This is a genomic window from Mycolicibacterium doricum, from assembly GCF_010728155.1.
In the GTDB taxonomy this organism is placed as follows: domain Bacteria; phylum Actinomycetota; class Actinomycetes; order Mycobacteriales; family Mycobacteriaceae; genus Mycobacterium; species Mycobacterium doricum.
This window is the reverse complement of sequence record NZ_AP022605.1, coordinates 3,217,916-3,241,155: the sequence shown is the minus strand read 5'-3', so window position 1 is coordinate 3,241,155 and position 23,240 is coordinate 3,217,916. Positions and strand designations below refer to the sequence as shown.

25 protein-coding genes, 4 tRNA genes and 1 pseudogene are annotated in these 23,240 nt (G+C 67.2%); 13 read left to right on the top strand and 17 right to left on the bottom strand.

Annotated elements, in window-relative coordinates; genetic code table 11:
• The first annotated feature begins 164 nt into the window (after positions 1-164).
• Positions 165-1,238 (top strand): phosphoribosylformylglycinamidine cyclo-ligase, encoded by a 1,074-nt coding sequence (purM, locus tag G6N07_RS15820; protein ID WP_085188492.1) that lies wholly within the window; start codon positions 165-167, stop codon positions 1,236-1,238.
• A 13-nt stretch (positions 1,239-1,251) separates the two neighbouring features.
• Here the strand turns inward: purM and G6N07_RS15815 are convergent, their stop codons facing one another.
• Together G6N07_RS15815 and ygfZ are read right to left on the bottom strand one after the other, a co-directional pair.
• Positions 1,252-1,431 (bottom strand): DUF3073 domain-containing protein, encoded by a 180-nt coding sequence (locus tag G6N07_RS15815; RefSeq protein WP_085188494.1) that lies wholly within the window; start codon positions 1,429-1,431, stop codon positions 1,252-1,254.
• Positions 1,432-1,568: 137 nt separating this feature from the next.
• Entirely contained in the window at positions 1,569-2,639 is a 1,071-nt protein-coding gene (ygfZ, locus tag G6N07_RS15810; RefSeq protein WP_085188496.1) for a CAF17-like 4Fe-4S cluster assembly/insertion protein YgfZ, read from the bottom strand.
• Positions 2,640-2,671: 32 nt separating this feature from the next.
• Between ygfZ and G6N07_RS15805 the strand changes: the two genes are divergently transcribed.
• On the top strand, positions 2,672-3,550 hold the full coding sequence (locus G6N07_RS15805) for an aminodeoxychorismate lyase (RefSeq protein WP_085188499.1): 879 nt from the start codon (positions 2,672-2,674) through the stop codon (positions 3,548-3,550).
• Positions 3,551-3,822: 272 nt separating this feature from the next.
• On the opposite strand, the gene G6N07_RS20505 is transcribed toward G6N07_RS15805, so the two are convergent.
• From G6N07_RS20505 to lmeA, 8 genes are all read right to left on the bottom strand, one after another.
• Positions 3,823-4,077 (bottom strand): hypothetical protein, encoded by a 255-nt coding sequence (locus G6N07_RS20505; RefSeq protein ID WP_085188501.1) that lies wholly within the window; start codon positions 4,075-4,077, stop codon positions 3,823-3,825.
• A complete protein-coding gene (locus G6N07_RS15795) occupies positions 4,077-4,751 on the bottom strand; it encodes a heme-binding beta-barrel domain-containing protein (RefSeq protein ID WP_085188503.1) in 675 nt (224 codons plus the stop codon). The genes G6N07_RS20505 and G6N07_RS15795 overlap by 1 nt, the downstream gene beginning before the upstream one ends.
• Before the next feature lie 140 nt (positions 4,752-4,891).
• A complete protein-coding gene (locus G6N07_RS20500) occupies positions 4,892-4,999 on the bottom strand; it encodes a DUF732 domain-containing protein (protein WP_235849565.1) in 108 nt (35 codons plus the stop codon).
• Between the two features lie 376 nt (positions 5,000-5,375).
• Positions 5,376-5,678, bottom strand: coding sequence for a DUF1416 domain-containing protein (locus tag G6N07_RS15785; protein WP_085188505.1), 303 nt, complete (start codon positions 5,676-5,678; stop codon positions 5,376-5,378).
• A 4-nt stretch (positions 5,679-5,682) separates the two neighbouring features.
• Complete coding sequence (locus G6N07_RS15780) at positions 5,683-6,516, bottom strand: sulfurtransferase (protein WP_085188507.1); 834 nt, start codon at positions 6,514-6,516, stop codon at positions 5,683-5,685.
• A 130-nt stretch (positions 6,517-6,646) separates the two neighbouring features.
• The gene (locus G6N07_RS21090) at positions 6,647-6,736 is read right to left on the bottom strand and encodes an Ms5788A family Cys-rich leader peptide (protein WP_372507538.1); all 90 of its coding nucleotides are present in this window, start codon (positions 6,734-6,736) and stop codon (positions 6,647-6,649) included.
• Positions 6,737-6,764: 28 nt separating this feature from the next.
• The gene (locus G6N07_RS15775) at positions 6,765-7,187 is read right to left on the bottom strand and encodes a thioredoxin family protein (protein ID WP_085188509.1); all 423 of its coding nucleotides are present in this window, start codon (positions 7,185-7,187) and stop codon (positions 6,765-6,767) included.
• On the bottom strand, positions 7,184-7,981 hold the full coding sequence (gene lmeA, locus G6N07_RS15770; protein WP_085188603.1) for a mannan chain length control protein LmeA: 798 nt from the start codon (positions 7,979-7,981) through the stop codon (positions 7,184-7,186). The genes G6N07_RS15775 and lmeA overlap by 4 nt, the downstream gene beginning before the upstream one ends.
• Positions 7,982-8,153: 172 nt before the next feature.
• Here lmeA and G6N07_RS15765 point away from each other — a divergent pair, with 172 nt between their 5' ends.
• The 6 genes from G6N07_RS15765 to pstB all read left to right on the top strand — a co-directional run bounded on the left by G6N07_RS15765 (position 8,154) and on the right by pstB (position 14,218).
• Positions 8,154-8,927 carry a winged helix-turn-helix transcriptional regulator gene (locus tag G6N07_RS15765; RefSeq protein WP_085188511.1) on the top strand — a complete coding sequence of 258 codons (774 nt, stop codon included), beginning with the start codon at positions 8,154-8,156 and terminating at the stop codon, positions 8,925-8,927.
• The gene (gene mshD / locus G6N07_RS15760) at positions 8,924-9,820 is read left to right on the top strand and encodes a mycothiol synthase (RefSeq protein ID WP_085188513.1); all 897 of its coding nucleotides are present in this window, start codon (positions 8,924-8,926) and stop codon (positions 9,818-9,820) included. Before G6N07_RS15765 ends, mshD begins: the two co-directional genes overlap by 4 nt.
• A 497-nt stretch (positions 9,821-10,317) precedes the next feature.
• Positions 10,318-11,460: a phosphate ABC transporter substrate-binding protein PstS gene (gene pstS / locus G6N07_RS15755; RefSeq protein ID WP_085188515.1), complete on the top strand. Its 1,143-nt coding sequence runs from the start codon at positions 10,318-10,320 to the stop codon at positions 11,458-11,460.
• An 85-nt stretch (positions 11,461-11,545) separates the two neighbouring features.
• Positions 11,546-12,514, top strand: coding sequence for a phosphate ABC transporter permease subunit PstC (gene pstC / locus G6N07_RS15750; RefSeq protein ID WP_085188605.1), 969 nt, complete (start codon positions 11,546-11,548; stop codon positions 12,512-12,514).
• Positions 12,511-13,413 (top strand): phosphate ABC transporter permease PstA, encoded by a 903-nt coding sequence (gene pstA / locus G6N07_RS15745; RefSeq protein WP_085188517.1) that lies wholly within the window; start codon positions 12,511-12,513, stop codon positions 13,411-13,413. Before pstC ends, pstA begins: the two co-directional genes overlap by 4 nt.
• Before the next feature lie 28 nt (positions 13,414-13,441).
• Complete coding sequence (pstB, locus tag G6N07_RS15740; protein ID WP_085188519.1) at positions 13,442-14,218, top strand: phosphate ABC transporter ATP-binding protein PstB; 777 nt, start codon at positions 13,442-13,444, stop codon at positions 14,216-14,218.
• Positions 14,219-14,277: 59 nt separating this feature from the next.
• Here pstB and phoU read toward each other — a convergent pair whose 3' ends face one another.
• From phoU to G6N07_RS15710, 6 genes and pseudogenes are all read right to left on the bottom strand, one after another.
• Positions 14,278-14,946: a phosphate signaling complex protein PhoU gene (gene phoU, locus G6N07_RS15735; protein ID WP_085188520.1), complete on the bottom strand. Its 669-nt coding sequence runs from the start codon at positions 14,944-14,946 to the stop codon at positions 14,278-14,280.
• Positions 14,947-15,036: 90 nt separating this feature from the next.
• Positions 15,037-17,148: an LCP family protein gene (locus tag G6N07_RS15730; RefSeq protein WP_085188522.1), complete on the bottom strand. Its 2,112-nt coding sequence runs from the start codon at positions 17,146-17,148 to the stop codon at positions 15,037-15,039.
• A gap of 206 nt (positions 17,149-17,354) precedes the next feature.
• Positions 17,355-18,530 (bottom strand): tRNA dihydrouridine synthase DusB, encoded by a 1,176-nt coding sequence (gene dusB / locus G6N07_RS15725; RefSeq protein ID WP_179960047.1) that lies wholly within the window; start codon positions 18,528-18,530, stop codon positions 17,355-17,357.
• Positions 18,518-19,513 (bottom strand): acyl-ACP desaturase, encoded by a 996-nt coding sequence (locus tag G6N07_RS15720; protein ID WP_085188526.1) that lies wholly within the window; start codon positions 19,511-19,513, stop codon positions 18,518-18,520. Before G6N07_RS15720 ends, dusB begins: the two co-directional genes overlap by 13 nt.
• A gap of 212 nt (positions 19,514-19,725) precedes the next feature.
• Positions 19,726-19,930 (bottom strand): annotated as a pseudogene (locus G6N07_RS15715) (TetR/AcrR family transcriptional regulator); the annotation flags it as partial.
• Positions 19,931-20,092: 162 nt separating this feature from the next.
• A tRNA-Lys gene (locus G6N07_RS15710) sits at positions 20,093-20,165 on the bottom strand.
• A gap of 133 nt (positions 20,166-20,298) precedes the next feature.
• On the opposite strand from G6N07_RS15710, the gene G6N07_RS15705 reads away from it, so the two are divergent.
• The 3 genes from G6N07_RS15705 to G6N07_RS15695 all read left to right on the top strand — a co-directional run bounded on the left by G6N07_RS15705 (position 20,299) and on the right by G6N07_RS15695 (position 20,598).
• Positions 20,299-20,371, top strand: a tRNA-Glu gene (locus G6N07_RS15705).
• A gap of 32 nt (positions 20,372-20,403) precedes the next feature.
• Positions 20,404-20,480: transfer RNA gene (locus G6N07_RS15700), tRNA-Asp, on the top strand.
• 41 nt (positions 20,481-20,521) lie between these two features.
• Positions 20,522-20,598, top strand: a tRNA-Phe gene (locus G6N07_RS15695).
• Between the two features lie 132 nt (positions 20,599-20,730).
• Here G6N07_RS15695 and G6N07_RS15690 read toward each other — a convergent pair.
• Positions 20,731-22,095, bottom strand: coding sequence for a WS/DGAT/MGAT family O-acyltransferase (locus tag G6N07_RS15690; protein WP_085188607.1), 1,365 nt, complete (start codon positions 22,093-22,095; stop codon positions 20,731-20,733).
• Between the two features lie 199 nt (positions 22,096-22,294).
• Here G6N07_RS15690 and G6N07_RS15685 point away from each other — a divergent pair, with 199 nt between their 5' ends.
• Both G6N07_RS15685 and G6N07_RS15680 read left to right on the top strand, forming a co-directional pair.
• The gene (locus tag G6N07_RS15685) at positions 22,295-22,741 is read left to right on the top strand and encodes an SRPBCC family protein (RefSeq protein ID WP_085188609.1); all 447 of its coding nucleotides are present in this window, start codon (positions 22,295-22,297) and stop codon (positions 22,739-22,741) included.
• 35 nt (positions 22,742-22,776) lie between these two features.
• Positions 22,777-23,223, top strand: a complete 447-nt coding sequence (locus G6N07_RS15680; protein WP_085188528.1) for an SRPBCC family protein — start codon at positions 22,777-22,779, stop codon at positions 23,221-23,223.
• Positions 23,224-23,240 lie beyond the last annotated feature (17 nt).

Below are 23,240 nucleotides of genomic sequence, written 5' to 3'. Positions count from 1 at the left end.
ATCGGGCGCGTCCACGGCGAGCGGCGCACCGGCCGGTTTGATGTGGAACCTGCAGGACCAGTCGACGGTGTCACACCGGTGGCGCCGTTTCGGGGAAACGCGCTGGCAGGGATGAGGATGGGCGTTTACCCTCGCGAAGGGCGCGACCGGTAGCCTTTCCTTCGATGACCGAGCGCACCGAACAACACGGCTTTTCCTATGCGTCGGCCGGTGTCGACATCGAAGCCGGTGATCGCGCAGTCGAACTGTTCAAACCGCTGGCGGCGAAAGCCACCCGTCCGGAGGTGCGTGGCGGGCTCGGTGGGTTCGCGGGCCTGTTCGCGTTGCGCGGCGGCTACCGCGAACCCGTGCTGGCCTCGTCGACCGACGGTGTCGGCACCAAGCTGGCCGTCGCCCAGGCGATGGACAAGCACGACACGGTCGGTCTCGACCTGGTGGCGATGGTCGTCGACGACCTCGTGGTCTGCGGTGCCGAACCGCTGTTCCTGCAGGACTACATCGCCGTCGGGCGCACGGTCCCCGAACGGGTCAGCCAGCTGGTCTCCGGTATCGCGGAGGGCTGCGTGCTCGCCGGATGCGCGCTGCTGGGCGGCGAGACCGCCGAGCACCCCGGCCTGATGGCCCCGGACCACTACGACATATCGGCAACCGGTGTCGGCGTCGTCGAGGCCGACGACGTGCTGGGCCCCGACCGGGTCCGCCCCGGCGACGTGATCATCGCGATGGGATCGTCGGGCCTGCACTCCAACGGCTACTCACTGGCCCGCAAGGTGCTGCTGGAGATCGATCGGATGAACCTCGCCGGCCATGTCGAGGAATTCGGCCGCACACTCGGCGAGGAACTGCTCGAGCCGACCCGCATCTACGCCAAGGACTGCCTCGCGCTGGCCGCCGAGACCCAGGTGCGCACGTTCTGCCACATCACCGGCGGCGGGCTGGCGGGGAACCTCGTGCGCGTGGTGCCCAACGGCCTGATGGCAGAACTTGACCGCGGGACGTGGACACCGGCGCCGGTGTTCCAGATGATCGCCCAACGCGGCCGCATCGAGCGCAGCGAGATGGAGAAGACGTTCAACATGGGCATCGGCATGGTGGCCGTCGTCGCGCCGGAGGACACCGACCGGGCCCTGGCCATCCTGACGGCCCGCCACATCGACAGTTGGACGCTCGGGACCGTCGAGAAGGGTGGCAAGGACGAGCCGCGGGCAATGCTGGTGGGTCAGCACCCGCGATTCTGATGCGCCAGAACGACTAGCGGCGCCAGTCGTCCTCGGGCGCCCAGGGGTCGTCGGCTACGCCGTCGCTGGGATCCAACTCGTCGGACCCGCCGGCCAGCTCGCGCTGTAGCCGTTCGAAGTCAGTTTGGGGCGAGCTGTACTTCAGGTCACGAGCGACCTTTGTCTGCTTCGCCTTCGCCCGGCCGCGGCCCATAGGGGACCCCCTTGCGCAATAACGGAGCGGCCCTGAGAACTGGCGGCTCCGATTCTCCGATGTCGTTATTGTCCTGCCAACACTTTAGCGTGCCAGCCCGCCAAGTGCTGGCAGGCCCTCGCCAGCGGTGACCAGGTTCACCGACCGCCGCCGCGAAGCCGCTCGACCGCAAGCCGGCCGGCGCGCAGGTGGTCGGCGCTCGGTATGGAGTCGGCGTCGATCACCGCGCTGGCCTCGGCGTCTCCGCCGGTGCTCAGCGGCGTGTCGGCGGGCAGCCCTCGCTTCACGAGTGCGAGCGCCACCGGACCGTCGTCGATGTGTTCGACGACCGTGCCCAGCCGGCCTACTGTGCGACCGCCGGCGAGCACCGGATCACCGGTCGACGGGCGATCGGTGGTCCCGTCGAGTTGCAGCCGGACCAGCATGCGGGGCGGTTTTCCCAGGTTGTGGACCCGGGCAACGGTCTCCTGCCCGCGGTAACAGCCCTTGTCGAGATGCACCGCACTGCCGATCCAGCCGACCTCGTGCGGGATCGTGCGCTCGTCGGTGTCGACCCCCAGCCGGGGCTGCAGCGCCGCCACCCGGTGCGCCTCATAGGCCCACACTCCCGCGGGCCGGACACCTGCGGCGGTGACCCGGTCCTGCCAGTCGGCGGCCTGCGCACGCGGCACCACGAGGTCCAGTTCGAGTCCGTCGGCGGGCAGGCGCTGCGCGAAACCGCCGCCGGGCAGGGGCACCGCGGTCGATTCCGCCGGAAGCGAACCGAGCCGGAGCGCGTCGAGCACCGGCGTGTCGGCCAGCGCGGGACCCAGAAGGGACAGCACCGCGAGGTCGGCAGCCTCGATCGTCACGTCGGCCCAGAACACCATCTTGCGGAGGTAGTCGAGCAGCGGGGCGCCGCGCCAGGGCTCGGTGTCGAGATAGAGGACGCCGCCGAGTTCGGTCTGCCACCAGTGGTCCTCGACCCGCCCCTGACCGTCGAGGCTCAGGTTCTGGGCGACCGTGCCGTCGGGCTGCTCGCTGACGTGCTGGCTGGAGATCGTGTGCAGCCAGGACCGGCGTTCACCGCCCGTCAGGGTGAGGGTGACGCGGTGCGAGCGGTCGACGACCACGGCGTCGTCGGTGGCGGCGCGCTGTTCGCCGAGCGGGTCGCCGTAGTGCCACACCGAGCCGGCGTCCGGTCCTTCGGGCACGGGAACTGCTGACATAGGTCAACTCTACGGGTCTAGGCTGATGGGCCATGGCGAGCGGACCTGCTGTGGTCGTCACCCTCGACGGTGCCGTCCACGACGCGCAGAAACCCCTGTTGTACGCCGACGACCTGGCCGCCGTCCGCGGCGACGGGATCTTCGAGACACTGCTGGTCCGCGACGGCCGTCCCTGCCTGCTGAAGGCGCACCTCGGGCGGCTCACCCATTCGGCGCGACTGATGGATCTGCCCGCCCCGGATCCCGCGCGCTGGCGTTCGGCGGTCACCACCGCGGTGCACCGCTGGGCGGCGGACGGCGGCGGTGAAGGGGTGCTGCGGTTGGTGTACAGCCGCGGCCGCGAAAGCGGGGGAGGCCCAACCGCATACGTCACGATCGGCGCCCTGCCGCCCCGGGTGGCGGCCGCCCGCCGGGACGGGGTGGCGGCGCTGACGTTGGCGCGTGGCTTGCCGACGGCGGCCGCCGAGCTGCCGTGGCTGCTGGCGGGGGCCAAGACGCTGTCGTACGCGGTGAACATGGCCGCGCTGCGGCATGCCGAGAAGCATGGTGCCGGAGATGTCGTCTTCCTCAGCTCCGACGGACACATCCTGGAGGGGCCGCGATCGACCGTGGTGATCGCCGCCGAGATGGAGGGCGGCGGCCTCGGGCTGCTGACCCCGCCACCGTGGTATCCGATCCTGCGTGGCACCACTGCGCGGGCGTTGTTCGAGGTGGCGCGCAACAAGGGTTACGACTGTGACTACCGGGCGCTGCTGCCCGCTGATCTGTTTGCGGCGCAGGGCGTTTGGTTGGTCTCCAGCGTCACCCTGGCGGCCCGCGTGCACACGCTGGACGGGGTGCCGCTGCGGCCGACGCCACTGGCGACGGAGGTGGCGGCGCTGGTCGACGCGGCCATCGTCAGTGATCGCTGATGGCGAACCGAAAATTCCTTGTCGGTGTGGGTGTACGCGGGTACGGTCGCTCGTACACAGGGAAGGAGGTGGTCCGGCAAATTGAGTGACTTATGGACATGTGAGGTGGCTGCCCGCTAGCAGCACCGGGGAAGTCGAGCACCGACCTCAGTGCGCTGGCGAATTCCCCGCAGTCACCCGGCCCCCGAGCCCTTCGGTCCGTCCACCCAGGAACCAACGGCTCGGGGGTCGCCCACATCTAGGGCTTCGTGTATCTGGGGCTTCGTGCCGCGTCAGCCCGGTCCCGGTGCGAGCGAGGCGCAGGATTTCAGCGCCTCGTCCCATGCCGCTCGGTCAACCCCCGCAGGCGGTCCCGTGTTCGGACCCGGCGCGGCGGGCACACCGTGCTCGTTGAGGCACTCCGCGTACGAGCCGTGTCCACTCGGGCTCGACGACGGCGGACCGGTTTCCGGCGGCGACTCTTCGGATGTACAGGCCGCCAACATCCCCGCGGCGGCCAGGGCCGCCGTGACCTTTCGCAAGCCCACTATCCGACATACCTCGACAGTCTCGCCGACAGATGCGGCACCAGCCCCCCGTCGGCGTCCACGCGCTCTTCGACGTAGGCCAGATCGCCGCCCTCGACGATGCCGTAGAGCCTCTTCGCGCCGCCGACCAGCATCCCCGACTTGCTGCGGGCCAGCGCATCGGTGACCAACTCCCACGACGACTGATTGCGTGGGCGACCGTAGAACAATTCGACGTAGCCGGCCGAGTGCGCCAGCAGGAGCTCGATCGCCTGCGATTCGGACGGGTCGGCGGGATCGTCGACGAAACGCCAAAATCCAGTCTCACGCAAGCCCGCCCGGTCGTAGCCGCCGGACTCGGTGAGCCGCCAAGACCGGGCTTCCCAGTTCAGGTAGTCGCCGCCGTCGTGAGAGACGACGATCTGCTGACCGAACCGGTAGTCGCCGTGCGGCCCGCGGCCCTCGCCCTCACCGCGCCATACGCCGACCAGCGGCAGCAGCGCAAGAAGCGCGTCGTTGAAGTCGGCACCCTCGCGCAGATTTGCCGTGTCCTTGGGCATCGGGAGGTCGTCGAAGCCCGGGATGTTGCGTGCGGCAGTGATCTTGGCGCGTTCGGCGGCATCGGCGACGGCGCGGTCACCGGACGTCGAGAAAATGGAACCGGCGGCGTCTTCGGGTTCGTGCGGTGACGTCACGAGTCGTCGGTGACGAGGCGGTAGAGCGCATAGAGCGCAAACCACGTGATCACCAGGGTGCACACCACCAGCAGGATTTCGTAGAACAGGACCACCGGATCAGTCTAACCGCCGGAGGTGCGCGGTTGGCGCCCGGCCGGTCAGCCGATCTTGTTCTCGAACTGGGGACAGAACGCGCCGGTCACCGCACCGATGAAGACGCCGGCCTGATAGTCGGTCCAGTCGGTGACGCCGACGAGATCGGCCACCTCGTCGGCAAAGTGGCGCCGTTGCTCGAGTCGGTGCACACGGCATGGCCGGTGTCGAGGACGGCCGAGGGTCCGCTGGCTCCCACACGATGCCCTCGTTGCCGATGCTGGTGAGGAAGTCCTCCTCGGGCCCCGCAGGCGGCGACGGGGGCGGTTGCCAACGCAACGGCGCCGATTGCGGAAGCGGCCGCGCACACGAACGACACGTTCATGGTCAGTCCTGTTCACCCGCGGTGAACTCCCGGCGAAAAACCCAGGAGCTGACCACATCGTGCTCGACCGCCGTGGGCTGTGCAGCGGATTTCCGGAAAATGCGCACGCCGCCGACGCACACGCCGGGGCGCGGCCGCCTCGGCGTGACCAACGAGCAGCCCGGTCAGGCGACCTTGACGTCGACCTCGTGGATCCCGGCACCTGACGGAGCGACGGTGGCGTCGCCATTGCCCACCTTCGACAGCGCGCGCAGCGTCCAGGTGCCCGGCGCGGCGAAGAACCGGAAGTCGCCGGTGGCCGACGCGACCACCTCGGCGGTGAACTCATCCGAGGCGTCCAGCAGGCGCACGAACGCGCCGCCGACCGCCTGTCCGGAGCCGTCCACCACACGACCGGTGATCACGGTTTCCTTCTCCAGGTCGACACCGGCGGGCAGTGTCTGCCCTTGCTTAGGAGGAGTGCACATGTGTCTAACTTCCCAACTCGATCGGGGCCCCCACCAGGGAACCGTATTCCGTCCAACTGCCGTCGTAGTTCTTGACGTTCTTGTGCCCCAACAGTTCGTGCAGGACGAACCACGTGTGTGAAGAGCGCTCACCGATGCGGCAGTAGGCGATGGTTTCCTTCTCACCGTCCAGCCCGGCGCCGGCGTAGATCTTGGCGAGGTCCTCATCCGACTTGAAGGTGCCGTCCTCGTTGGCGGCCTTGCTCCACGGCACGTTGATGGCCGTGGGGATGTGGCCGGCGCGCTGGCTCTGCTCCTGCGGCAGGTGCGCCGGGGCGAGGATCTTGCCGGAGAACTCGTCGGGGGAGCGCACGTCGACCAGGTTCTTCTCGCCGATCGAGGCGATCACCTCGTCGCGGAAGGCCCGGATGCTGTTGTCGGGCTGCTTGGCGGTGTAGCTGGTCGCGGGGCGGTTCACCGTCTCGCTCGACAGCGGACGTCCCTCGAGTTCCCACTTTTTGCGGCCGCCGTCGAGCAGCTTGACGTTCTCGTGGCCGTAGAGCTTGAAGTACCAGTAGGCGTACGCGGCGAACCAGTTGTTGTTGCCGCCGTAGAGGATCACCGTGTCGTCGCCCGCGATCCCGCGGTCAGACAGCAGCTTCGAGAACTGCTGGGCGTCGACGAAGTCACGACGGACCGGGTCTTGCAGGTCGGTCTTCCAGTCCAGCTTGACCGCGCCTTCGATGTGTCCGGTGTCGTAGGCCGAGGTGTCCTCGTCGACCTCGACGAACACGGTGTTGGGCGCGTCGAGATTGCTCTCGGCCCAGTCAGTGGTGACCAGGACGTCGGAGCGAGCCATCGATGATCCTTTCGTTGCGTTACTGCGAAGTCATGCAGGGATGGGCAAGTCATACTCCTGTTGCGATCAATGTCTGGTTGTGGACAGCCCGCTGGCCCGAGTGAGCGCGACCACGGCGGCGCGACAGCGCTCAGCGACAACAACGACAGCAACAACCCGCGGTGCGGCACAGATCGACTGCGCGGCGCTTGGTGAGCATCAGCTCGAGGCGGGCGAACACGCGGCCAGCCTACCCAATGACAGGGTGCTCAGGCCAACAGCGGTTCCAGCACGGACCGCAGGTCAGCGGCCTTCGGCACGCCGGAGGTGCGATAGCGCGGGCGGCCGTGGGCGTCGAAGACGATCGTTGTCGGCAGGGACAGCACCGAAAGCCGCCTAGCCGCTTCGGGATTGGCGTCCATGTCGATCTCGACATGGGCCACTTCGGGCATCTCTCGGCACACCTGGTCGACCACGCGGCGCACGGCGTCGCAAGGCCCGCACCACACGGCGCTGAAGTGCGCGACGGTGGGGCCGGTCTCGGACAACCCCAGTCCGGAGGTGTCGACGTTCATCGCGGCGGCCTCGGCCTTGCGCAGGCCGGCGCGCAGGTTCATCAGGCGTCCCGCCACGAAGGCGACGCCGAACACTGCGATCAGGACGGCGATCACGACGATCCACGACGAGCTCATGACTGCCTGAACCCGCCGAGTGTGATGGTCATGTCGTCGGTGATGCCCTCGATGATGACATCCGAACCGCGCGCACCCTGGGCGGTCGGTGCGATGCCGAACGGCAGTTTCTGCCCCGGCATGGGCGCGCTGAACGCGTCGAGGACCGCGGCGGTCTTGTCCACGGGCACTGCCTGGCCGGCCGTGCCGGCGCCGGTCAGGATGTCGGTGGCCGTCATCACCAGCGTGGTGTGGTCGGGTCCGCTGATGGACAGGTCCACGGCGACCGACACCCGCTCGTCGAAACCCGCCGACTCCGGGGTGCCGGTGAAGACGACACCCTTGTTGCTGGAGATCCCGGATTCGGTGGTACCGCCCGTCGCGTCGTTGGTCTCCCCGGTCGGGGCTTCGACGAGCAGATCAGGGATGCCGATGAAGCGGCCGACGTGCGTGGAGTTGATGATGATGCGGCTCTCGACCTTTCCGACGGCTATGGGTTCGCCGGGCCGGACCAGCCAGGATGTCTCGCTGACGTCGACGTCGTGCAGGGTCGCTTCCAGCGACGCCTTACCCACCACGGGGTGATCAACACCACTGGCGCGGATTTCCATCTCGCCGTAGTGGTGGTCCATCGCCTGTGGGACGAACGGGAAGCCGATGATGCCCACCCACGGGTCGGCATCCAGGTGTGCGACCTCGCGCAACACCCGTGACCAGCGGTATTCGGCGTAGACGGCCGCGCCGAAATCGACGCCGACCGCGCCGACGACCACTGCGGTCACCGTCGCGAGGAGCCCGATCAGCAGCTTGCGCATCGCCACATTGTGGCTTACCGGTCGTTCCCTGAACCGGCTTGACGCGGCTGATCTGCCGCCGGCGCGCTATCGTTACTTTGCCAACGGTCGGTAACGGCCGTGTGTCAGGCACAAATCTGGGAGATCACCGCACATCGACGTCGGGCGACGCCCCCGGACTGCTGGAGGGCCTGTGGATCTGCTGCTGTTGACCGTCGACCCGCACCCCGAGTCGGTTCTGCCGTCATTGTCGCTGCTCGCGCACAACGTGCGTGCCGCCCCGACCGAGGTCTCTTCGTTGCTGGAAGCCGGTACCGCCGACGTCGCAATCGTCGACGCCCGCACCGACCTGGCCGCCGCCCGTGGCCTGTGCCGGTTGCTGGGAACGACAGGGACGTCGGTTCCCGTGGTCGCGGTAGTCAACGAGGGCGGCCTGGTGGCGGTCAATCACGAGTGGGGCCTCGACGAGATCCTGCTGCCCGCGACGGGTCCCGCCGAGATCGATGCACGCCTGCGGTTGCTGGTCGGGCGTCGCGGTGGTGCCGCGAATCAGGAGAACGCCGGCAAGATCAGCCTCGGCGAACTGGTGATCGACGAGGGCACCTACACGGCCCGGCTGCGGGGTCGCCCGCTCGACCTGACCTACAAGGAATTCGAGCTGCTGAAGTACCTGGCCCAGCACGCCGGCCGGGTGTTCACCCGCGCCCAGCTGCTGCAGGAGGTGTGGGGCTACGACTTCTTCGGCGGCACCCGAACGGTCGACGTGCACGTCCGTCGACTGCGCGCCAAGCTCGGCCCCGAATACGAATCGCTGATCGGCACCGTTCGCAACGTGGGATACAAGGCGGTCCGGCCCGCCCGTGGCCGGCCGCCGGCACCCGAAACTGAACTCTCCGACGACGACGACGACTACGAGACGCCCGACAGCGTGCCGCCGTCGCTGGTGCATCCGTTGCGCGCTCCGTGACGTCGATCGACTGGCGGAGCGCACTGACCGAGGGCGAGCAAGCCGCGATCCGTGACGTCATCGCCGCCGCCACGGACCACGACGGCGTGGCCCCGGTCGGTGATCAGGTGCTCAGGGAGCTTCCCGCCGACCGGACCCGGCACCTGCTGGCCGTCGACCCGGACGCCGCCGACGTCGTCGGCTACCTCAACCTCGCGCCCGCCTCCGACACCGCACCGCCGATGGCCGAACTGGTGGTGCACCCCGACTTCCGGCGGCGCGGTACCGGGGCGGCGATGGCGCGCGCCGGGCTTGCCGAAGGCGGTGCGGCTGCCCGGATTTGGGCCCACGGCAACCTGGAAGCCGCGCAGGCAACCGCCCGCACGCTGGGCCTCCGAGTGGTGCGCGAGCTGCTGCAGATGCGTCGTGGGCTCACCGATCTGCCCCCGGTGACAGTGCCCCGCGGGATACGCCTGGCCAGCTACACCGGGTCACAGGACGATCCTGAGTTGTTGCGGGTCAACAACTCAGCGTTCTCCTGGCATCCCGAGCAGGGCGGCTGGACCGGCGCCGACATCGCCCAACGGCGTGCCGAACCGTGGTTCGATCCCGACGGCTTGTTCCTGGCGTTCGACGACGAATCGGGCAAACTTCTCGGATTTCACTGGACAAAGGTGCACGACACCGATCTCGGTGAGGTCTACGTCGTCGGTGTCGACCCGACGGCCCAGGGCCGCGGACTGGGCGCGACGCTCACGCTGACCGGACTCCATCATCTGGCCGAGCGGCTGTCGACTTCCTCACAGCCGACCGTGATGCTCTATGTCGAAGCCGACAACAACGCGGCGGTCAGAACCTACCGGCGCTTGGGATTCGACATTTTCTCCGTCGACGCCGCGTACGCCGCCGGGTGAGTCATCGAAGGTTTCGCCTGACTCTGCGGCGATCGTCGCGCATGGCGCCACCGGTGTGAGCGCGCTACGCGGTTGCGTAGGACGCGCTACGCGGTTGCGTAGGAAGTGAGCCGGAACCGCTCGATGGTTTCCTCGGCGAACATCACCGAGCAGTTCCCACGGTGACGCGTGACTGTGGCGAAGTCGATCGACGATCGCCGGCTGTGCCCGAACTGCGAGCGCAGAACTTGGATCGTCAGGGCCAGCCACCTCAATCACATCGGGGGTCGATAGTTGCTGAGCTGACGCCGCCAGTGAATCACCGCCGGTGGGGCGGGCCAGGGCCCCATGTCGGGTTCATGTTCCGTTCACCAAGCAGGGGCCGACCGTTCATAGCGGCCGCTTAGGTTCAGCTGCGAGCAGGCAGGGCCCTGCTCGACGGGACGATCGTTCCGACGCTACTGCCCGCGAACACGGTGGTCGATTGTCGATCACCGCCACTTCCTTGAAGGAGCTACGTGAAGCCCAATCGATCCGGCGTTGCGCTTGGCCTGCTGGCCGCCAGCGCCCTGTTCTTGTCGGCATGCGGCAGCGACAACAACGCCTCGTCGGGATCCGGCGGGGACGAGGGCACGGGAGGCACCGCAGGCGACACCGCCGCGGGCATCGAGTGCGCTGGTAAGGAGTCGCTCAAGGCAAGTGGATCCTCGGCCCAGGCAAATGCGATGACCCGCTTCGTGAACGCCTACGAGACCGCCTGCCCCGGTTACACCCTGAACTACACCTCCTCGGGATCCGGCGCCGGTGTTTCCGAGTTCATCGGCGGTCAGACCGACTTCGGTGGCTCCGACTCACCGCTCAGCCAGGAGAAGGGCGAGTACGACAGGGCGAAGGAGCGGTGCGGCGGCAGCGACGCCTGGAACCTGCCGACTGTCTTCGGGCCCATCGCGGTGACCTACAACCTCGCGGGCTTGGACGGGTTGGCGCTCGACGGCCCGACACTCGGCAAGATCTTCAACGGCGCGATCACCAACTGGAACGCCCCTGAGATCGCGGCGCTGAACGAGGGCAAGGCGCTGCCCGACCAGCCGATCCGCGTGCTCTTCCGCAGCGACGAGTCCGGCACGACCGACAACTTCCAGTTGTACCTCGACGCTGCCTCGGACGGCACATGGGGCAAGGGTGCCGGGAAGACGTTCGCCGGCGGTGTCGGCGAAGGCGCCAAGGGCAACGAGGGCACCTCCGCGGCGATCAAGAGCACGCCCGGTTCGATCACCTACAACGAGTGGTCCTACGCCAAGAGTCAGGGGCTGCAGATCGCCGACATCGTCACGTCCGCCGGCCCCGAACCGGTGACGCTGAGCGCCGAGTCGGCCGGTAAGTCGATCGACACGGTGAAGATCCAAGGCCAGGGCAACGACCTCGTCCTGGACACGTCCTCGTTCTACAAGCCGGCCGATGCGGGCGCCTACCCGATCGTGCTGCCGACCTACGAAATCGTCTGCTCGAAGTACCCCGACGCCGCGGTCGCCCCCGCGGTCAAGGCATTCCTGACCGCCGCCGTCGGCCCCGGCCAGCAGGGTCTGGAGGACAACGGGTACATTCCGATCCCTGATCAGTTCAAGGCCAAGCTGACCGACGCGATCAACGCGATCTCGTAGTCGGACGATGACGGTACGACCCGAACCGACTGCTGTGGGCTCGCCGGAGGCGGCGAGCCCACGGCAGACCGGACAAACCACTCAGATGCCTACTAAGCCAACCGGGGGATCTTTGCTCGGCGGTGGCAGCGGTCGATGGGGCGACCGGATCTTCTATTCCGTCGCAGTGGCAGCAGGCGCGACCATCATCGGTGCCATCGCGCTGATGGGCTTGTTCCTGCTCATCAGGGCGATTCCGTCGCTGCAGGCCAACAACGCCGACTTCCTGACCAGCTCGGAATTCGTCACCTCCGATTCCAGTGACCTCAGGTTCGGTATCGCCGACCTGTTCCGGGTCACGGTCCTGAGTTCGATCTTCGCGCTGATCGTCGCGGTGCCGATCGCGATCGGCATTGCGACGTTCCTGACCAATTACGCGCCCAAGGCGATCGCGAAACCGTGTGCCATCCTGGTGGACCTGCTGGCAGCAGTGCCGTCCATCGTCTTCGGCCTGTGGGGCATTTTCGTGCTGGCGCCGCGCCTGGAACCGGTCCAACGTTTCCTGAACGATAACCTCAACTGGATCTTCCTGTTCGCGGACGGGAACGTGTCGATCGCCGGCGGCGGTACTATTTTCACCGCGGGCGTGGTGCTGGCGGTGATGATCCTTCCGATCATCACCTCGGTGGCGCGAGAGGTGTTCAGCCTGACTCCGAAGGGTCATGTCGAGGCCGCGCAGGCGTTGGGCGCCACCAAGTGGGAGGTCGTCCGCATGACGGTGTATCCGTACGGCCGCAGCGGCATGATCGCCGGTTCCATGTTGGGACTCGGCAGGGCGCTGGGCGAGACCATTGCGGTGTTGATCATCCTGCGGACGGCCGCGCAACCGGGGAACTGGTCCCTGTTCGACGGCGGCTACACGTTCGCGTCGAAGATCGCCTCGGCGGCAGCCGAATTCAGCGCACCGCTGCCGACGGGCGCATACATCGCCGCCGGCCTGGTGCTCTTCATCCTGACTTTCATCGTCAATGCGCTCGCCCGTGCGGCGGCCGGAGGGAGGGTGAGCGGCGGATGACCTCGACATTGGAAGCGTCGGTCAAGGGGCCGACATTCCACCCCATCAGCCAAAAACGAAAGCTCACGAACAGCATCGCCATGGTGCTGTTCTGGACCTCATTCGTGATCGCCATGATTCCGCTGGTGTGGCTGCTGTACACAGTGGTATCCCGCGGCTTCAGCGCGGTGATCAGTTCGGCATGGTGGAGCAGGTCGCTCTCGGGGGTATTGCCCGAACAGTTCGGCGGCGGCGTCTACCACGCCATCTACGGCACCATCGTGCAAGCTGCGGCGGCGGCCATCCTCGCCGTCCCGCTGGGCATCTTCGCCGCGATCTACCTCGTCGAGTACGGGCGCGGATGGTTCGCCAAGACCGTGACGTTCATGGTGGACATCCTCGCCGGCGTCCCGTCGATCGTCGCGGCCCTGTTCATCTTCGCGTTGTGGATCGCGACGATGGGTTTCCCGCAGAGTTCGTTCGCGGTGGCGCTGGCGTTGGTGTTGTTGATGCTTCCCGTCGTGGTGCGCAACACCGAGGAGATGCTGAAACTGGTACCCGACGAACTTCGCGAGGCCTCTCTCGCGCTCGGCATTCCGAAGTGGAAAACCATTGCACGGGTGGTTGTTCCGACGGCACTGCCGGGCGTCATCAGCGGGATCATGCTGGCGCTCGCGCGGGTGATCGGTGAGACCGCACCCGTTCTCGTGCTGGTCGGGTACGCGCGGTCCATCAACTACGACGTGCTTGAAGGCAACATGGCGTCGCTGCCACTGCTGATCTATACGGAGTTGGTCAACCCGGAAGAGGCGGGCCGCATGCGGGTATGGGGTGCGGCGCTGACCCTCATCCTGCTGGTGGGGGCGCTGTACGTGGGCGCCGCCTTCTTCACGCGCTGGCTGAACCGCAATCGGGCTTGAGAAGTGACGAGGAATTAGGAGCACAGTCATGGCCAAACGCCTGGATCTCAAAGATCTCAACATCTACTACGGGTCCTTCCATGCGGTCGCCGACGTGGGGTTGGCCGTCCCGCCACGTAGTGTGACCGCGTTCATCGGGCCGTCGGGCTGCGGTAAGTCCACGGTGCTGCGCACACTCAACCGGATGCACGAGGTGCTGCCCGGGGCCAGCGTGAAGGGCTCGGTACTGCTGGACGGAGAGGATATCTACGGCTCCGGCGTCGACCCGGTGAGCGTCCGCAAAACGATCGGCATGGTATTCCAGCGGCCGAACCCGTTCCCGACCATGTCGATTCGAGACAACGTGGTCGCCGGCTTGAAGCTGCAGGGAGTCCGCGGCGGTAAGGCGCTCGACGAGGTGGCGGAGCGCTCGCTCAAAGGTGCCAACCTCTGGAACGAGGTCAAGGATCGGCTGGACAAGCCGGGCGGCGGTCTGTCGGGTGGTCAGCAGCAGCGCCTGTGCATCGCACGCGCCATCGCCGTGCAGCCCGACGTGCTGTTGATGGACGAGCCGTGCTCGGCGCTGGACCCGATCTCCACGCTGGCGATCGAGGATCTGATCGCCGAGCTGAAGCAGGATTACACGATCGTCATCGTGACTCACAACATGCAGCAGGCGGCGCGCGTGAGCGATCAAACGGCGTTCTTCAATCTGGAGGCGACGGGCAAACCGGGCAAGCTGGTCGAGGTCGACGACACCGAGAAGATCTTCTCCAATCCGACCCAGAAGGCCACCGAGGATTACATCTCGGGTCGGTTCGGCTGATCCGACCCAGACGAAAGGCCCCGCCGCGGCGGGGCCTTTCGCTCTCGGCAGCGTGCCGGTCAGCGCGGCGTCGGGACGACTTCCTCGGTCGGGTACACACCGGTCACCTGGAAGATCACCCGGCGCGCCACCTCCACGGCGTGGTCGGCGAACCGCTCGTAGAACCGGCTCAGCAGTGTCACGTCGACCGCCGCAGTCACGCCGTGTTTCCAGTCCCGGTCCATCAGGACGGTGAACAGGTGACGGTGCAGGTCGTCCATCGCATCGTCTTCCTCCTGGATGCGGGCGGCCTTGTCGGGGTCCCGGGACTCGAGCGCCTCCTGTGCGGCGTTGCCGAGCTCGACCGCGACGCGGCCCATCTCGGCGAAGTAGCCGTTGACCTCCTCGGGTAGCGCGTGCTGCGGGTGGCGGCGGCGCGCGATCTTGGCGACGTGGAGTGCCAACGCCCCCATACGGTCGACGTCGGCGACGATCTGAATGGAACTCACCACGGCGCGCAGGTCACCGGCGACCGGCGCCTGCAGCGCAAGCAGGACGAACGCTGCCTCCTCGGCGCGTGCACTCATCGTGGCGATTTGGTCGTGGTCAGAGATGACTTGTTCGGCCAGGACAAGGTCTGCTTGCAGCAGTGCCTGTGTCGCGCACTCCATCGCTTTGCCGGCCAAGCCGCACATCTCGCCGAGCTGACTCGTGAGGGCCTGTAGCTGCTCGTGGTACGCGCTGCGCATAGAGCCAGCCTAGAGCTAATACGGCGCGCCGTCACGGAGTCGGAAGTGAACTCAAGGTGAATGCCGCCTGCCCGGATGCCGCCGGGCGGGTCACTCGCAGGTGGTGTCGGCGGCGTTAGTGACGTTGAGATCCTCCGGCAGGGGAGCGGGCGTGCTGCCGGTGTCGTGCGACACGTTCACCTGGACCGGCGAGCCGCTGGGCGCGGGCGCGCTGACGGCATCGAAATCGGTGCCGAGCACCACTTGGACGACGTCGCCCATACCGGACACTCGTTCGATCGCCGGGTTCGCGAACGAGGATGCGACGGTGGCGGCGGCCTGCTCGTTTCCCGGCGAGAAGAACACCGTCGTCTCGGTCAGCGCACTCGGGTAGTCGTCCGGCGTGGTGACGTCGAAGCCGTATTGCTGCAGTTCATCGGTGGTCGTGGCGCCCAGCGCCGGCTGTCCGGTGGAGTTCGACACCTGCACGGTGACGTCCTGCGGTTCGGTGGTGACCGCGTTGACCAGTTCGGCGTTCGACTCGTCGGCGGGTTCGGTGGCCCCGGCTTCAGGGCCCGCCATCGTCGATTCCGGGGTTCCGGGTACGGGCGTGTTGTCGGCGTTCTTCTCCCCGGGCAGCGGGTCGTCGTTGATGATGGCGGCGAACAGCGCGCGCATGTCGTCGGTGCGTGGGATCTCGTTGCCGTATTCGTCGGCGTAGCCGGTGGTCGGCACCGTGACGAAGGTGATCCGTCCCGCGGTCACGCCCTGGATCGACTGGCCCAGCGTGACCAGATCCCGGGTGTCGATGTTGTCGACGTAGCTGTCGTCGATGAACATGTTGACCACGTTGTCGAGCTTCGACAGCGAGAAGAACACTTCCTTGGAGATCAACGAACGCATCAGCGAGGACAGGAAGCGCTGCTGGCGTTTGATTCGGCCGTAGTCGCCGTTGATCTCCGTGGTGACCTGTCGAGCGCGCACGTAGTTCAGCGCGGTGTGTCCGTCGACCATCTGCCGGCCGGCCGTCGGCAGCACCGTGCCGAGTTCGTAGTCCTCCAACGGCTCGGTGCTGCAGACCTCGACACCACCCAGGGCGTCGACCATCTTGGAGAACCCGGCGAAGTCGACGGCCATGAATCGGTTCACCGACAGGCCCGAAAGCTTCTGCACGACTTTGACCAGACACTTTGGTCCGCCGACCGCGTACGCCGAGTTGAGCTTGTACTCGGTGTAGACGGTGTCGCGCCCGTACATCGGCGACTCCGGGTCGGTGATCGGACCATAGGCACCCGTTTCCGGGTTCCACGGCTCGCATTCCATGGGATCGATGTACAGGTCGCGGGGAAAGGACACCGCCACGACGCGTTCCCGGTTGGCCGGGATGTTGACCAGCATCACGGTGTCCGACCTGGCGCCGGCGGCGTCGTCGGTGGTGCCCGCGCCCATGTCGCTGTTCTCGCCGATGCGGCTGTCCACACCGACGATCAGGAAGTTCTCGTCACCGAACTGGGCGTTGGGATCGACGATGTCGCGGCTGTCCCGATCCAGCGCCGACACCCTGTTCATGAGGCTGTTCTTCGACGACTGCCACTGCCATGCACCGCCGGTGAGCGCCAGCGCGAGTACCGCCAGCAGCGCGGCTGCGGCGCGTCCGGCCAGGATGATCCGGCGGCGCCGGTGCGGCTGCTCCTCGGCGACCACGGTGCCGCCGTTCCCGACCCGGCAGGGTGGCACCCGCTCACCCGGATTCTCGGCAAGGACGGGCAGTTCCCCGGCGTAGGCGCCGGTCGCCGCAGGGATGATCTCGGTGTCCTGGCGGTCGGAATCGGCCGGTTCGCGGATCGCCTCCATGACCTCTGTCGCCGGAGTGGGCGGTTCAGGTTCGGGTTCGGGTTCGGCGCGTCGGCGTTTGGGCGCCAGCTCCGCCGGCGCGGTACCGTCGCCGTTGATTTTGGCGATCAGGTCGGCGACGGTGACGACACCCGCGGCATGACCGCCCCCGGCCTCGCTGGACGCCTCGGCGGCCTCGGCGGCGTCGGTGACACCGGGAGCCGGTTCGGGCTCGCGGCGTTCGAGGGGTCTACTGCGCTCCCACGGCGCGGCATCCGGCGATCGCCGTACCGATCGGGTAAGCCATTCGTTGTCCCAGTCGGACCGTGGGTCGCTTGGACGCCGAGGGTCACGAGTGGCATCAGCTCGCGGGCTGTCGCCGTCACTCATGTCCAACCGGCCTCCGACTTCGTCAAGCGTGGCGCGTCGAGAACGCGCGCAGTGCTCACCCTCTTATGAGTGCTCACCGTCTTGTAGCAGCGCCTCGGTAACTCCGCCACCGGAGCCGGGCTGCGACGAGACCCACATCGTACTGAGCATTCCTGTGAGACGACCAGCCGGAGAACGTCTCGAGAACGTCTCGGTATAGCGACTCGTCAGCCACCGGAGTGCATGACGTCCGCACCCGCTGGCACCGTGCAGTCGTCCGGGTCGGTCAGCCAGCCCTCCGGCAGGGACACCGACGCAGCGGACCCCTGCCGTCCGCGCGGACCCGTCGCCGCCGGCGGGAACGGGACATCGGGGTCGAGCCGGTCGAGCAGTTCGGAGAGCTCACTGCGCGTCTTGACCAGCGCGAGCGCCCGGCGCAGATCCGATCCGGCCGGGAATCCGTGCAGGTACCACGCGATGTGCTTGCGGATGTCTCGCATCGCCTTGTCCTCGCCGAAGTGGTCGGTGAGCAGTTCGCCGTGCCTGCGGATGATGTCGGCCACCTCACCGAGGGTGGGCGGCACCGGCAGCGGGCGGCCGGTGAACTTCGCCGACAGCTCGGCGAACAGCCACGGCCGGCCCAGGCAGCCGCGCCCGATCACGACGCCGTCGCACCCCGTGGCGGCCATCATCGCCAGCGCGTCGTCGGCGTCGAAGATGTCACCGTTGCCAAGAACGGGAACGGAAGTGACGTGCGCTTTCAGTGCGGCGATCTGCGTCCAGTCGGCGGTGCCGGAGTAGCGCTGCGCCGCGGTGCGGGCGTGCAGGGCAACCGCAGCCGCACCTTCCTCGGCGGCGATCCGGCCGGCGTCCAGGTGGGTCTGGTGGGCGTCGTCGATGCCGATGCGGAACTTCACCGTGACGGGGATGCCGGTGCCTTCGGTGGCGCGCACCGCGGCGCCGACGATCTGGCCGAAGAGTTTGCGCTTGTAGGGCAGCGCGGCACCACCCCCGCGCTTCGTCACCTTGGGCACCGGGCAGCCGAAGTTCATGTCGACGTGGTCGGCCATGCCGTCGTCGACGATCATCTTCGCCGCCGCATAGGTGGTGGCGGGGTCGACGGTGTAGAGCTGTAGCGACCGGGGCGACTCGTCGGGGGCGAACGCGGTCATGTGCATGGTGACCGGGTGGCGCTCGACGAGCGCTCGCGCGGTCACCATCTCGCACACGTACATGCCGCTGACGGTGCCTGCCCTGGCCACTTCAAGCTCACGGCACAACGTGCGGAACGCGACGTTGGTCACCCCGGCCATCGGGGCCAGCACCACGGGGCTGGTCAGCGCGAGGCGCCCGATCCGGAGTGCGGATCGGGCCGTGTCGACGGTCGTGGCTACGACGCTGATGACGCCAGGACCTTACCGGCCTTCTTCTCGGCCATCTTGGCTTCGCGTTCCAGACGCTTCTGCTTGGCGGTCTCGAACTTCTCGCAGGCCGCCTCGAGTTCCTCGACCAGCACGCCCAGGTCGTCGCGCATGCGGGCGGCCTCACCGGTGAAGTCCTCGCGCTCGAAGATTCGCCACTTCTTGAGCACCGGCATCACCACGTCGTCGAGGTGGATTCGCGGGTCGTAGACACCGCCGACGGCGATCACGACGGCCTTGCGGCGGAATTCCGGCACGGTGTACCCGGGCATCTTGAAGTTGCGCAGAATCCGGTGCAGCGAGTGCATGGCCTGGTCGGGGGCGATGTCTAAACCAGCCTCGGAGACGTCGCGGTAGAAGATCATGTGCAGGTTCTCGTCGGCCGAGATGCGCTGGAGCAACTGGTCGGCGACCGGCTCCGAACACGCCTTGCCGGTGTTGCGGTGCGAGACGCGGGTGGCGAGCTCCTGGAAGGTCACGTAGATGACCGAGTCGAACAGGCTCTCGGCGAACAGATCGCCCTGCTGGTTCTGGCCCGGCGAGAAGCCGCGGGTCATCTGCTCGACGCGCAGTTCCTCGAGTTCCACCGGGTCGACCGCGCGGGTGACGACAAGGTAGTCGCGCAGCGCGATGCCGTGCCGGTTCTCCTCGGCCGTCCAGCGGTTGACCCACTGACCCCAGGCTCCGTCCATGCTCATGTTCATCGCGATCTCGCGGTGATACGAGGGCAGGTTGTCCTCGGTCAGCAGGTTCTGCACCATCGCGGTCTGCGCGACCTCCGAGAGCTTCGACTGCTCGGGGTCCCAGTCCTGACCGCCCAGTGCGTAGAAATTCTTGCCGTCCGACCACGGAATGTAGTCATGCGGGTTCCAGTCCTTGCGCATCCGCAGATGCCGGTTGAGCAGCTTCTCGACCACCGGTTCCAGCTCGCGCAGCAGGTGTAGGTCGGTCAGGTTCTCGTGCATCGGCGCTCATCCTCCTCGCGGTGCAGGGCTCGTCGGAGTTATCTGTACCTGTTGGTCGCACTCAATATATGTGTGTACCCGAGTGACATTCAAGTTCCGTCCGCGAGTGTCACGCGGGTCAGGACGTCCGGCTCGTGCAGCGGGGACCACCTTTTCGGCCCTCGGTCACGTCCGTTTCGGGTACCCCCGATCGCGGCCGCCCACCCCTCGCGTCAGTGACTGGTGACCCTGCTGAGCAGCATGTCGACGCAGTAGTCGATGGACTGTTCACGGGTGGCGCTCAGTCGGCCGTCGAGGTACGCGGTGAACAGGGCCAGCAGCAGCACCCGCCCGGGTACAGACGTCGTCGTAGGCGGCCCGGACGAATTCGTCGCGGTCTGCGAAGCTCTCGTAGAAGTAGCGCTCGGTCAAACCGGCTGGCACACCCCGGCCCGCAATGTGGCGCCGGTCGAGTGTCGGGACCACTCGAGCCGCTGAACTTACCGAACCAAATCCCCAAGACGGCGGAAGGTCCTCCGAAGCGCTATGTATCGAGTAGCCTCCTTCGAACGGCGAAGGCGCTCACCATGTGATCCGAAGTGCCCCCACCAGGGCTCGAACCTGGGACCTGCGGATTAAAAGTCCGTAGCTCTACCAACTGAGCTATAGGGGCAGTGTGGACGGAGACTACTAGAGGATACCGAGACGGGTAACGGGCCCCTCGTTTGAGGATTCAGGTGTCGGTGCCCTAAGCTATCGAAGCTCCTAACGGAAACGTTGCGAGTACCCCGGAGAGATTCGGCTTGGCCCCCTTCGTCTAGCGGCCTAGGACGCCGCCCTTTCAAGGCGGTAGCGCGGGTTCGAATCCCGTAGGGGGTACCCGTGGCTCGTCTGTTCGGGTCACACAGCAAGGCCCTGTGGCGCAGTTGGTTAGCGCGCCGCCCTGTCACGGCGGAGGTCGCGGGTTCGAGTCCCGTCAGGGTCGCCATCACGGCGAGGCATTGCGGTTCTCACGGGCCGGTGCCTTCCGGCCAGGTAGCTCAGTTGGTACGAGCGTCCGCCTGAAAAGCGGAAGGTCGCCGGTTCGATCCCGGCCCTGGCCACCAGGACGTGGTTTCATTCGCCGGGGACGGCTGTCAGAAGACCCTGTCGCCGACATCGTCCGGCGCCCCCGCACCGCGCGGCCCCGGTACAACGCCGACCGCGCGGCCCTGGCGAACATCGACTGAGCCGTCACGTCACGCCGCGACCGCGCGCTCCAGTTCCGTGAGCGAATCCTCGAGGTGCGCGAGTAGCCGCTGCAGGTGGGGGACGCTGCCTCGGGCGCCGACCAGCCCGAAGTCCAGGTTGTCGCCGTTGTTGGCCATCGTGATGTTCAGCGCCTGGCCGTCGAGCACGATCGAGAAGGGGTAGTTGCCGTCGAGGCGGGCGCCGCGCCAGTACAACCGAACCCGGCTGCCCGGCACGTTGGAGATCACGATGTTGAACGGTGGGGGAGCGGCCGAAACGAATCCCGGGACCGCACCCAGACCGAGGGGCGCGATCATCGATGCGGACAGCGCCAGCTGCTGCACCCGCGGCAATTGGGAGAACACCTGCTTGTTCCTGCGCATCGACAAGCTGATGGTGTCCAGCCGGCGAGCCGGATCGTCGTCGTCGGTCGCGAGGTTGCACAGCACGACGCCGGTCATGTTGCCGCCGGCGTCAGCCTCCTCTTCGGTGCGAAGGCTCACCGGCACCATGGCGATGAGCGGCGCGTCCGGGAGCGCATGCTGCTCGGTGAGGTAGAACCGCAGCGCGCCGGCGCACATCGCGAGGATGACGTCGTTGACCGTCGCGCCGGTGGCCTGTTTGACCGAGCGGATGCGCGCCAGCGGCCATGACTGCGCTGCGACTCGTCGGGCGCCGCCGATCGGGACGTTGAACATCGTCTTGGGCGCGCCGAATGGTAGCTGCAGCTGTTGCTCGAGCAGCGCCGCGCGCGCCAGCCCGAGTGTCGACGGGACCAGTGCGGCAACGGAACCCACGCGCTCGGTGACGCTGCGCAGCACCGACTTCGACTCCTGATCCCGGTTCCGCCGTTTGTACGGCAGATTCCACGGAACCCGGACCTCGGTGTCGTCGGGATCGGCCGACAGTGTGCGTTGGGTCAGCTTGAGCGCCGACACCCCGTCGATGAGGGCGTGATGGAACTTGACGTACACCGCGAAGCGTCCGTCGCTGAGCCCTTCGACCAGGTGCGTCTCCCACAGCGGCCGGTGCCGGTCCAGAAGCCCGCCGTGCAGCCGCGACGTCAACTCCAGCAGTTCGCGTACCCGACCCGGCGTGGGCAGCGCCGACCGGCGCAGGTGGTAGTCGAGGTCGACGTCGTCGTCGACGGCCCACGTGAGGTTGGCGACGCCACCGAGCACCGTGCCGGGATGCTTGCGGAACGTCTCCTGGAAACCGGTCTGCTGCGACATGGCCTGATGGATATCGTGCAGGAACTCCGCGCCCGAGACGCCGTCCGGCGGTTCGAACAGTTGCAGCCCGCCGACGTGCATAGGATGCTCCCTCGACTCGACGAGCAAGAACATCGAATCGGTCGGCGAGATCAGCTTCATCGCGGGTCCCTTCGGGTTGCGGATCACCTTTGTATGCCCACTCCCGGGCTATAGCACGCTTCCCCGGACACGAACCGGGAACTTCTCCCGCACGTCACGGCGCGTCGCCGTCACTGGACCCACGGGGACATCGGTGATCTCAGCAATCGGGGCGCTGGAGGACCATCCCGACGTCGGGCACCCGAGTAGGGTCGCCGTCGTGGCTATCCGTGAGTTCCGCGAGGTCGTGATCGACGCCCGGGTCGACGAGATCCTGCCTGTCATGCTGGATCTCGAGGCGCTGCCCGAATGGTCTGCCGCCCACCGCAGTTCGGTGGTGCTTGAGCGCGATGAACACGGAAGGCCGACGCGAAGCCGCGCCACCGTCACCACGGTCGGGATCACCGACGTCCAGGAGATCGCGCTCACCTACCACGACGACGGCTACGGTTGGACGCTTCTGAGCTCGACCTATCAGCGTTCCCAGGACGCGCGTTACCGCCTTATCCCCGACGGCGACCGGACCCGGGTTGTATTCGAGGTCACCGTCGACCCGATCATGCCGATGCCGGGTTTCCTGTTGCGCCGCGCCGCCAAGGGTGTCCTCGACACCGCCACCGTCGGACTGCGCGAGCGCGTGCTGGCGGTGCGCAAGCACGCCGAGTGATTCCGCGGCGCCGACACGGTGGCTATGGTGAGCGCATGACAGTCAGCGATTCACGCGAAGTGGTCATCGAAGCAACCCCGGCCCAGATCCTCGACGTCATGGCCGACGTCGACTCGGCCCCCTCCTGGACGCCGCAGTACCAGAGCGCCGAGGTGCTCGAGTCCCACGCCGACGGCAGACCGCGCCGGGTGAAGATGAAGGTCAAGGCCGCGGGTCTGACCGACGAGCAGGTCGTGGAGTACACCTGGACGGACAGTTCCGTCAGCTGGACGCTGGTCAGTGCCAGACAGCTCAAGAGCCAGGACGCCACCTACACGCTGACCGCGGACGGGGATAAGACCAGGGTGCGGTTCGACATCGCCGTCGACCCCTCCGTCCCGCTGCCGGGGTTCGTACTCAAGCGGGCGATGAAGGGTGCCATGGAAACCGCGACCGACGGTTTGCGCAAACAGGTCTTGAAGGTCGCGGGGGATCGCAACTAGGCCCTGTCACCCCGCGG

What these genes read in the sequence shown, in the direction of transcription:
- purM (WP_085188492.1), top strand. Translation starts at nt 165, where the DNA reads ATGACCGAGCGCACCGAACAACACGGCTTTTCCTATGCGTCGGCCGGT.
- G6N07_RS15815 (WP_085188494.1), bottom strand. Translation starts at nt 1,431, where the DNA reads ATGGGCCGCGGCCGGGCGAAGGCGAAGCAGACAAAGGTCGCTCGTGAC.
- ygfZ (WP_085188496.1), bottom strand. Translation starts at nt 2,639, where the DNA reads ATGTCAGCAGTTCCCGTGCCCGAAGGACCGGACGCCGGCTCGGTGTGG.
- G6N07_RS15805 (WP_085188499.1), top strand. Translation starts at nt 2,672, where the DNA reads ATGGCGAGCGGACCTGCTGTGGTCGTCACCCTCGACGGTGCCGTCCAC.
- G6N07_RS15785 (WP_085188505.1), bottom strand. Translation starts at nt 5,678, where the DNA reads ATGTGCACTCCTCCTAAGCAAGGGCAGACACTGCCCGCCGGTGTCGAC.
- G6N07_RS15780 (WP_085188507.1), bottom strand. Translation starts at nt 6,516, where the DNA reads ATGGCTCGCTCCGACGTCCTGGTCACCACTGACTGGGCCGAGAGCAAT.
- G6N07_RS15775 (WP_085188509.1), bottom strand. Translation starts at nt 7,187, where the DNA reads ATGAGCTCGTCGTGGATCGTCGTGATCGCCGTCCTGATCGCAGTGTTC.
- lmeA (WP_085188603.1), bottom strand. Translation starts at nt 7,981, where the DNA reads ATGCGCAAGCTGCTGATCGGGCTCCTCGCGACGGTGACCGCAGTGGTC.
- pstC (WP_085188605.1), top strand. Translation starts at nt 11,546, where the DNA reads ATGCCTACTAAGCCAACCGGGGGATCTTTGCTCGGCGGTGGCAGCGGT.
- pstA (WP_085188517.1), top strand. Translation starts at nt 12,511, where the DNA reads ATGACCTCGACATTGGAAGCGTCGGTCAAGGGGCCGACATTCCACCCC.
- pstB (WP_085188519.1), top strand. Translation starts at nt 13,442, where the DNA reads ATGGCCAAACGCCTGGATCTCAAAGATCTCAACATCTACTACGGGTCC.
- phoU (WP_085188520.1), bottom strand. Translation starts at nt 14,946, where the DNA reads ATGCGCAGCGCGTACCACGAGCAGCTACAGGCCCTCACGAGTCAGCTC.
- G6N07_RS15730 (WP_085188522.1), bottom strand. Translation starts at nt 17,148, where the DNA reads ATGAGTGACGGCGACAGCCCGCGAGCTGATGCCACTCGTGACCCTCGG.
- G6N07_RS15720 (WP_085188526.1), bottom strand. Translation starts at nt 19,513, where the DNA reads ATGCACGAGAACCTGACCGACCTACACCTGCTGCGCGAGCTGGAACCG.
- G6N07_RS15690 (WP_085188607.1), bottom strand. Translation starts at nt 22,095, where the DNA reads ATGAAGCTGATCTCGCCGACCGATTCGATGTTCTTGCTCGTCGAGTCG.
- G6N07_RS15680 (WP_085188528.1), top strand. Translation starts at nt 22,777, where the DNA reads ATGACAGTCAGCGATTCACGCGAAGTGGTCATCGAAGCAACCCCGGCC.